The 8,635-nt window shown below is 50.4% G+C and carries 8 protein-coding genes and 1 riboswitch; of the genes, 7 read left to right on the top strand and 1 reads right to left on the bottom strand.

Annotated features, from left to right (window positions below; genetic code table 11):
* The first annotated feature begins 215 nt into the window (after positions 1–215).
* From KDK15_RS12860 to KDK15_RS12830, 7 genes are all read left to right on the top strand, one after another.
* Entirely contained in the window at positions 216–1,625 is a 1,410-nt protein-coding gene (locus KDK15_RS12860) for an FAD-dependent oxidoreductase (RefSeq protein ID WP_257295781.1), read from the top strand.
* A gap of 2 nt (positions 1,626–1,627) precedes the next feature.
* A complete protein-coding gene (locus KDK15_RS12855; protein WP_257295780.1) occupies positions 1,628–2,551 on the top strand; it encodes a DUF1365 domain-containing protein in 924 nt (307 codons plus the stop codon).
* The gene (locus KDK15_RS12850; protein ID WP_257295779.1) at positions 2,548–3,795 is read left to right on the top strand and encodes a cyclopropane-fatty-acyl-phospholipid synthase family protein; all 1,248 of its coding nucleotides are present in this window, start codon (positions 2,548–2,550) and stop codon (positions 3,793–3,795) included. The genes KDK15_RS12855 and KDK15_RS12850 overlap by 4 nt, the downstream gene beginning before the upstream one ends.
* Positions 3,780–4,367, top strand: a complete 588-nt coding sequence (locus tag KDK15_RS12845; RefSeq protein WP_257295778.1) for a DUF3833 domain-containing protein — start codon at positions 3,780–3,782, stop codon at positions 4,365–4,367. Before KDK15_RS12850 ends, KDK15_RS12845 begins: the two co-directional genes overlap by 16 nt.
* Before the next feature lie 11 nt (positions 4,368–4,378).
* Positions 4,379–5,158 carry an SDR family oxidoreductase gene (locus KDK15_RS12840; RefSeq protein ID WP_257295777.1) on the top strand — a complete coding sequence of 260 codons (780 nt, stop codon included), beginning with the start codon at positions 4,379–4,381 and terminating at the stop codon, positions 5,156–5,158.
* Between the two features lie 53 nt (positions 5,159–5,211).
* A riboswitch (TPP riboswitch) is annotated at positions 5,212–5,312 on the top strand.
* Between the two features lie 143 nt (positions 5,313–5,455).
* Positions 5,456–6,274 carry a bifunctional hydroxymethylpyrimidine kinase/phosphomethylpyrimidine kinase gene (thiD, locus tag KDK15_RS12835; protein ID WP_257295776.1) on the top strand — a complete coding sequence of 273 codons (819 nt, stop codon included), beginning with the start codon at positions 5,456–5,458 and terminating at the stop codon, positions 6,272–6,274.
* A gap of 17 nt (positions 6,275–6,291) precedes the next feature.
* Positions 6,292–6,795: an ATP-binding cassette domain-containing protein gene (locus tag KDK15_RS12830; RefSeq protein WP_257295775.1), complete on the top strand. Its 504-nt coding sequence runs from the start codon at positions 6,292–6,294 to the stop codon at positions 6,793–6,795.
* A 59-nt stretch (positions 6,796–6,854) separates the two neighbouring features.
* Here KDK15_RS12830 and KDK15_RS12825 read toward each other — a convergent pair whose 3' ends face one another.
* Positions 6,855–8,120, bottom strand: a complete 1,266-nt coding sequence (locus KDK15_RS12825) for a hypothetical protein (RefSeq protein WP_257295774.1) — start codon at positions 8,118–8,120, stop codon at positions 6,855–6,857.
* Between the last annotated feature and the right edge of the window lie 515 nt (positions 8,121–8,635).

Raw genomic sequence — 8,635 nt, 5'->3', positions numbered from 1 at the left:
AGAAAATACGATTTCATTTGGTTAACTACTTATTGCAGTGGCTGAAACATCATTGATCAATTTTCCATATGATTGGGTGAACCATTATGCCACTGTGTCCGTAAATTTTTCGCACAGTACCTTACTGCTCTGATGAAAGGTTTTTGTAGATAAAAATTACTTATTGATACCCAAGCCTTTTTTATAGCGAATAAAATCAACAGGGAGTCTTATTTGTGTCCACAAAAGGAATGAACATAGCTGTCGTCGGTTCCGGTATTAGCGGACTTTCCTGCGCCTGGCTACTTTCCAGACAGCACAACGTTACCTTATTTGAAAAGGATGATCGCTTCGGCGGGCACAGTCATACTGTGTCTGTGGGTGATGAGAAGCCGATTCCCGTCGATACCGGATTTATTGTTTTTAATGAGAAAACCTATCCAAATCTGATCGCTTTTTTCAAACACCTAAAGGTGCCTTTTGTCCCCACGGATATGTCCTTTGCCGTTTCTTTGAACAACGGTTCTACTGAGTACGCCGGTACTGATCTTTCAGGATTATTTGCCCAGAAAAGCAACTTGCTCCGCCCGGGGTTCTGGCTAATGCTGGCTGATATTCTGCGTTTTTATCGCAACAGCGAAAAATGGCTGGGCTGCCTTGACCATGAACAGGGCATAGATGCTTCATTAACCCTTGGCCAGCTATTGCATCGTGAGCGCTTCAGCCAACGGTTCATTCATGATCACCTGATTCCCATGGGCGCTGCTATCTGGTCAACACCGGCTGACAAAATGCTGGACTACCCGGCTTTGGCTTTTCTGCGCTTCTGCTCAAACCATGGCCTGCTGCAACTGTCGGATCGTCCTCAATGGCAAACCGTTAAAGGAGGCAGTCGGGAGTATGTTCAGCGGATTATTGATGAGCTGGGTACATCGGCGCTCACTAATCGCTGTATTCGAAAAATAAAACGGTTTTCTGACCGGGTTCAATTGGCCGATTTCCAGGGTAAAGACTGGCATTTTGACCATGTGGTTATGGCCTGCCATGCTGACACTACGCTCAGCCTGCTTTCTGAGCCAGACGAATTTGAGCAGCACTTGCTGGGCGCTTTTACGTTTCAGCGCAACAAGGCTTTGTTACACAGCGATGAACGACTGATGCCTGACAACAAAAAAGCCTGGGCCAGCTGGAACTATCTTGGTTCACATACATCAGACCCTGGCAGTGAGCAGGGGCCTGCGGTTACCTACTGGATGAACAATCTGCAACGTCTCGACGGTCCGCCACTGTTTGTCACGCTGAATCCCGAGCAGGAGCCAGCAACAGATTTGATCCATGGCTGTTATCTTTATGACCATCCAGTATTTGATCGCGCCGCTATTGAAGCTCAGGAGAGAATATGGGAGCTCCAGGGTAGAAACCGCACCTGGTATTGTGGTGCATGGATGGGCTATGGTTTTCATGAAGACGGATTACAGTCCGGCCTTGCTGTTGCGGAAAGCCTTGGGGGCATTCGCAGGCCTTGGCAGGTTAAGGGAGAGAATGACCGACTTCACCGTCCAGACCTTTTTGGGCGCAGCTTTTTTGGCCCAGACTTCTCCGACACTCAACTCACATCCTCTGAACCTCAGCAGCAGGAATCTTGAGAATGGAGTCTCCTTCTGGTTCTTCTATTTATGTTGGCGAGTTGATGCACCACCGGTTCAAACCGAAGAAGCATCGGTTCTCTTATCAGGTGGCTTCCTGGTTGCTGGATCTGGATACCATTGAGGTGCTGGATAAGCAGCTCACCCTGTTTTCCACTAACCGATTTAATGTTGTGTCTTTCTACCCCCGTGATCATGGTGATGGCTCAGAGACACCGTTGCGGGAACAGATCAACCAGTTGCTTCACCACCATAATATTGAGACACCGGACAACGTAAGTTTACTTTGTTATCCAAGAATGTTTGGCTATACCTTTAACCCATTGGCGGTGTACTTTTGCTATCGGGATGAAAAGCTGACCGCCATCGTCTATGAAGTCAGCAATACCTTTGGCGAAAGGCACTCCTATGTGGCGGCTGTGGAGCCTGAAGAACAGTCGGACGATAAACGATCGATAGAGTGTAACAAGCAGGTTGTCCAACGACCTATTCAACAACAGGCCAATAAAGCACTGCATGTTTCCCCCTTCTTTCCCATGGACTGCTATTACCATTTCCGGATACAGCCCCCCGGAGAGAAGGTTACTCTCGCCATTAACCTGAACGATGCCAGCGGTAAGCTATTCACTGCCGTGTTCAAAGGGCTGCGCAAAACCATCACCGATCGTTTTATCGTAAAACAGACCATGCTGCTGCCACTGCAAACCCTGAAAGTCATGGCTGCCATCCATTGGGAAGCCTTGCGGCTCTGGCTAAAGGGCATATCGATTTACCCACACACGCCAAGACATTTCTTTTTCAGCCATACCCGTGCAGAAACGCCAAAAGCAAAAGAAAAAGATTTTGCGCCCTACGCATCAATGAACAGCGAGGACGCAAAATATTTTTCACAGAACAATACAGCGAACAGGGGGAAGAAAATATGAACTCAACCAGCTCCACGGAGATAACCAGCAAACCCTGGTTCCCGGCGCTGAGAAATGTGCTCTCCTGGCTGGAAAAGCGATTGGTCAACGCGGGGGTGAGCAAAATTGAGCTGCGCATTGATGGTAATGAAAGTGTGATGGTCGGGCAGTTCCACTCAGGCACACCCATCCCCTGTCTGCAGATCCATAACCCTGTGGGTTTAATACAGCAAAGCAGCCAGGGGTTATTGGGCTGGTCAGAGTCGTTTATTAATGGCGACTGGAGCACTCCGGACCTGAAAACACTGACCGACTGGGCCATGGCCAATGAAGACAATTTGCTGGAGGTGATGACATCCAACTGGTTCAGCAATCTGTTTAACCGGGTGTTGCACAAAATACGCCGTAACAGTCGCTCCGGCAGTCGTCGCAATATTGCCGCGCATTATGACCTGGGCAACGACTTTTATCAGCTATGGCTTGACCCGACCATGACCTATTCAAGTGCCCTATATCTTGAGGAGCACGAGGACCTGGAAACCGCACAGGGCAATAAATACAACACCATTGTCGACTGGCTTGAGCTTCGTCCGGGGCATTCCGTGCTGGAGATAGGCTGTGGCTGGGGCGGCTTTGCCCGGGCACTGAATCAGCGGCATCAAGGCGCTTACCATGGGATAACACTGTCACAAGAACAGCTTGCCTACGCACAACAGATGTCTGACAACCAGTCCCATCAGTTCAGTCTTACGGATTACCGGGATATCCATGAACAGTTTGACCATATCGTCTCCATCGAAATGATTGAGGCCGTCGGTGAAGAGCACTGGCCGGTCTATTTTGAACAACTATACCGCAGCCTGAAACCCGGAGGTTCTGCCGTTATCCAGGCCATCCTGATTGATGACGCCCGCTTCGAGGAGTATCGCCGTGGTGTCGACTTTATTCAGCGCTACATCTTCCCGGGCGGCATGTTGCCCAGTGACAAGGCGATGAAAGAGCAGGCCGGAAAGGCCGGGCTGGCTATTAACAACACACTCTCCTTTGGTCTCGACTATGCAAAAACGCTGGATGAATGGAAACGGCACTTCCTTTCGGCCTGGCCCGCCATTGAGCAGCTCGGATTTGATCAGCGCTTTAAACGCATGTGGCAGTTTTACCTGGATTACTGCACGACCGGTTTTCAATTCAGGTGTATTGATGTTTGCCTCTACAAACTCACCAAACCTGTGTCAAGGGAGACAGCACTATGCCAGTCGCTGTAACAACAATAAAAGATTGGACGTCGGGGCGAGCCTGTCTCCTGACCCTGCTTTTTATGCTGACGGGGTGCTCAGCCATGAATATTGAAGATTATGCAGCCAGTGAACCAAGTCTGAAAATTGAACACTACTTTGCCGGGGAAACCGTCGCCTGGGGCATGTTTCAGGACCGGTTCGGCAATGTTCAACAGCGTTTTAAGGTGTTGATGACCGGAGAAGTCAAAGACGGTGTACTGATCCTGGATGAGCACTTCATCTATTCGGATGGTAGCGAGTCAAACCGTATCTGGAAGGTCAACATTATGGGTGACGGGCAGTACCTGGGAACGGCCGGAGATATCGTTGGCCAGGCCATTGGCCGAAGTGCCGGTAATGCCTTTAACTTCAAATACCAGATGCGACTGCCCATCCGTGGCCGAGAGTGGGTGGTTAACTTTGATGACTGGATGTTCCTGCAGGAAGATGGGGTATTACTGAATGTGGCAACCATGAGCAAATGGGGAATAAAGCTGGGTACTTTAACGGTCGCTTTCGAAAAAGCCGGGCCAGAGAACGCCGTTAAAGAAAAACCATAAAGGCAGCAGACATGAACTCTACTCAGGATATAGCGCCTTCTGATGCTCCGCTGGTCTGGATTACCGGAGCCAGCCAGGGCATTGGTGAAGCGGTTGCCATTGCCCTGACCCGTGAAGGGATGACCGTAGCGGCCAGTGCCCGAAATGAGGAACGGCTGGCAGCACTGGCCAGGCAATCGGCTGAATTGCCTGGCAGAATCGTTCCCTATCCTCTGGATGTGACTGATCAAACGGCAGTGGATGAGACGGTCAACCAGATCATTGATAATCATGGCCCCATTGATCAGGCGATTTTAAATGCCGGCACCTATATCGCCACACCAGCAGCAGAGTTTACCAGCAGTGTGGTGCGTCAACAGATGGAACTGAACCTGATGGGTGTCTGCCACTGCCTTGAGCCACTGATCGCCACCATGAAAAAACAGGGTAAAGGGGTGATTGCCATTAATGCGTCACTGGCAGGCTATCGAGGCCTGCCCAAAGCAGCGGGCTATGGTGCCACCAAGGCGGCGTTAATCAATATGGCGGAATCACTGAACTCGGAACTCTGGAGAGAGGGTATTGATATCAAAGTGATCAATCCGGGTTTTGTCAAAACACCACTGACCAACAAGAACCGATTCCCCATGCCTTTTCTGATGGAGGTGGATAAGGCCGCGGAGATCATCGTCAAAGGGATGAAGGGGCGACAGTTCGAAATTCGATTCCCCCGCATTTTCGCCGCTACCCTGGGGCTTCTGCGTCACCTGCCTTACCCGCTGTATTTCTGGTTGGTCCGTAAGACTGGATAAGCACCAATTCACTCAATCGCTGGACAGCCTGTGGCAAACCCCATAGACTCCGCCGGTGTTGGTTGGGGTGTTCTGCCAATAATGGCAGAACTGAGATACACCCATTGAACCTGAACCAGATAATGCTGGCGTAGGAAACCAACGGGCCTGAGAGCTGATAAAACCCTGATGTACTGACCATCGTGCAAACCTGTTATTCAATGCAGTTTATTGCCCCGACAGGAACCGCAACGCCCTGCCCGTTTTTCCCGCCAGCCCTAATGATATGGAGTTTATCTTGTGGAGCGGCGCGAGTTTATGTCTTCTACACCCATCGCATTGACCATTGCCGGTTCCGACAGTGGCGGTGGTGCCGGCATTCAGGCAGACCTGAAAACCTTCTCAGCCCTTGGTGCCTATGGCTGCAGTGTGATCACTGCGCTGACCGCACAGAACACGCTGGGTGTTCAGGGTATTTTTGACGTCTCGCCCGCCTTTGTCCGGGAGCAGCTGGACTCGGTCTTTTCCGACCTGAAGATTGCCGCCGTCAAGGTTGGCATGCTGAGCCAGCCTGAAGTGATTGATACGGTTGCCCATGCTGTCAGTGATTACCCGCTGAAATACCTGGTGGTTGACCCGGTCATGGTGGCCACCAGCGGTGATGTTCTGCTTCAGGAAGCCGCCATAGATAACCTGCGTCGCAAACTGATTCCCAAAGCCTCACTGATTACCCCCAACCTGCCGGAGGCGGCGGTTCTGCTGAATTGCCCACGGCCTGAGTCACTGGAAGCCATGATCGCCATGATCGACCCGTTGATGGCGCTGGGAGCCAGTGCAGTATTGCTGAAAGGTGGCCACCTTGCCTCAGACCAGGGCAATAACCAGGCCATTGATCTTTTCCATGACGGTAACACCCTGCACAAACTCGAGTCTCCATGGGTTGAAACCCGAAATACCCACGGCACAGGCTGCACATTGTCGTCTGCAGTCACCGCTTTGCTGGCCAGGGGTTACCCTTTGACCGACGCCGTCAGATCTGCCAAGGAGTACATTGCCGGTGCCATTACCCATGCCGACCATCTGAACATCGGTTCTGGCCATGGCCCGGTCCACCACTTTTACCGAACCTGGTCGTAAAGAGAATACCGCAACGCATGTTTGATGTGATTATTCGCCAGGCCAGCCTGAGATTTGGCAGCCACTGTGTTTTTAAAGACCTCAACCTGACCCTTAAGGGGGGCCAGTGGACTTGCCTTCTGGGCGGCAGCGGTGTGGGTAAAACCAGTCTGCTGCGTTTGATTGCCGGTCTGCCTGCGGGCAAAACAACGGGAGAAGTGGTTTGTCAGGACGGCTTTTCAGTTCATCATCGAATCGCCTGGATGGCGCAGCAGGATTTGCTGCTGCCCTGGTTTTCGGTACTGGAAAATATCACCCTGGGGCAGCGCCTGCGCCGCAATCTGACCGATGTGTTCACCCGTCGTCCGCTCTTATCAGCCGAGGTGCAGGAGCGGGCCATGTCCATTCTGGCCAAGGTGGGCCTGAGCGAAAAAGCCCAGGTTCTGCCCCAGCACCTGTCCGGTGGTCAGCGCCAGCGGGTAGCACTGGCCCGGACGCTGATGGAAAACCGGCCATTGGTATTAATGGACAAACGTTACTAATCAGGGATGGACTTCACGGCTATCGTCAAGGTCTGCTTTTTACGATAGCCACCGGATAATCAGTGCAACATTGCAAGCAGTGTTTCGATATATATCTGCCTATTGATCTCGGTGACGTTCTTACCCGGCGTAGTCGATAGCCAATGGTTAACGCTATGTTCCAAAGCCTCACGGTGAGGGTGATGTTGTAATTTCGCTTGAAGCTTTTCAGTCAGTGCATGAAGGTCTTGTTGTTGCTCTTTAATCTGTTCGTCAGGCTCTTCTTCAGCGTGCATGGCGATAAACTGTTTGCCTTCATGCAGGGTAATCAGACATCGCATAAGCAAGCCATAAATACGCTCATCAGTATCTTTTGGGAGACCAAACAGAACGTTTCGGTTTATGTGAAACTTTTTTTCTTTCACTTGCTCTGTCAGCGAATCAAGGTTATCAGCGAGGAGTTTCAGCGTAGTGTTCAGCAGTCGAGTTTCTTCAGCAAGCGATAAACACCATACCAACCGCCCAACATCGGGATGGAAAAAACCGGACACGACTCCACTTTCATCTGACAAGCTGTCGTCAAAAGTGATATAGATATCAAGCTTCTGTGCTGTACCCAAACCACCATCTTTAAGACGAATAATGGAGATTTTCGGTAGTCTGATATCCTTACATCCCGGGATTAACTGGAACCGGGCGCGAATTTCTGAATCCCTGTCGGTGTTAAGTGCGGCCATCTTTTCAAAAAGTTTTTGGGCAGACTCTTCTGTTGGGCAAATAATGTCAATATCGTCGAATGAAGAGCAGCGGTTCTGAAAAAATCCTGCGCATGGCCCGGTAATCCGAAGAGGGAGTTTGCTGTCAGAATCATTGATTTCCTGGATAATCTCCAGCGCTTTCAGGGTGAGCGCATTTAACGGCGGAGCCTGATTGTCCGGGAAACCCGATTCGCCTGTTTTTGACAATGACTCCGGGGTTTCAGCCGCACTGGCAGTTACTGCATCTGCGTGGGAACCATCTCCCGGTGTCACCCGATGGCCATGCAACAGCAACCCCCCCCTCAGAGAAAATTCCTGCTCAAAGCGTGCCAGGTGGCTGGCACGCATTCTTTCGACTTTGTGCTCGAAATGCTCTATCGCTGATTCCCACACATTTTCTTGATCTGGCACCCGCTTGAATTCTTGAATGACGTCATCCGGGGTCACTCTTCTGTTGTCGTGTAGAATGTTATTGAAGTACAGTTTTTGCAGGAATAAGCCCCCCCTGAGAGACGTTTGGTCATTTCCATAGGCGGTAAGCACATCAGCCGAGGTGATTTGACGCCCTTGTAATGGTTTTTTTTCCAAAAGGCATCCTCAATACGTTGGCCTTCTTCAGTCAGGGTGGCTGTATCTCCGGGAGACGGATGGTTTGAGATTCCTTTACCGCTAAATGTATCTGTGGAGTGATCAGGAATCCCACTTGAACCGGCTTGTTGATCGCCAGCAGGCTTTGGGTGGGAGTGGAATGATGGTGATGCTGGGAGTGATGGTTTCAAAATAAAGCCCTGTCTGGATTATAAACACGACAGTTTGACCTCAAAATAATTATTTGGTTCCTGAAGCGGTTTCTAAAGATGGTTATCCGGATCGTCAGGTTCTCCGGATTTGCTTTCAGAGTACAGGGCAATAAACTGCCTGGCTTTATTCAGAGTAAGCAGAGAGCGCATCAACAAGCCATAGATATATTCATTAAGGTTTTTGCAGGAAAAAGCCACTTCTGATCGACGTTGTATCACTTGCAAAGGCTGTAAGCACATCAGTCGAGGTAATTATACGTCTTTGTAACTGTTTATTTTTCCAAAAGGCGTCTTCAAGTTGTT

The organism is Endozoicomonas sp. YOMI1 (assembly GCF_024606345.1).
In the GTDB taxonomy this organism is placed as follows: domain Bacteria; phylum Pseudomonadota; class Gammaproteobacteria; order Pseudomonadales; family Endozoicomonadaceae; genus Endozoicomonas.
The sequence above is the reverse complement of the archived record's forward strand: the minus strand, read 5'-3'. Positions and strand labels throughout refer to the sequence as shown.

Bases quoted from the DNA above. Each gene is read 5' to 3' on its own strand.
- KDK15_RS12855 (WP_257295780.1), top strand. From the start codon at position 1,628: ATGGAGTCTCCTTCTGGTTCTTCTATTTATGTTGGCGAGTTGATGCAC.
- KDK15_RS12850 (WP_257295779.1), top strand. From the start codon at position 2,548: ATGAACTCAACCAGCTCCACGGAGATAACCAGCAAACCCTGGTTCCCG.
- KDK15_RS12845 (WP_257295778.1), top strand. From the start codon at position 3,780: ATGCCAGTCGCTGTAACAACAATAAAAGATTGGACGTCGGGGCGAGCC.
- KDK15_RS12840 (WP_257295777.1), top strand. From the start codon at position 4,379: ATGAACTCTACTCAGGATATAGCGCCTTCTGATGCTCCGCTGGTCTGG.
- thiD (WP_257295776.1), top strand. From the start codon at position 5,456: ATGTCTTCTACACCCATCGCATTGACCATTGCCGGTTCCGACAGTGGC.
- KDK15_RS12830 (WP_257295775.1), top strand. From the start codon at position 6,292: ATGTTTGATGTGATTATTCGCCAGGCCAGCCTGAGATTTGGCAGCCAC.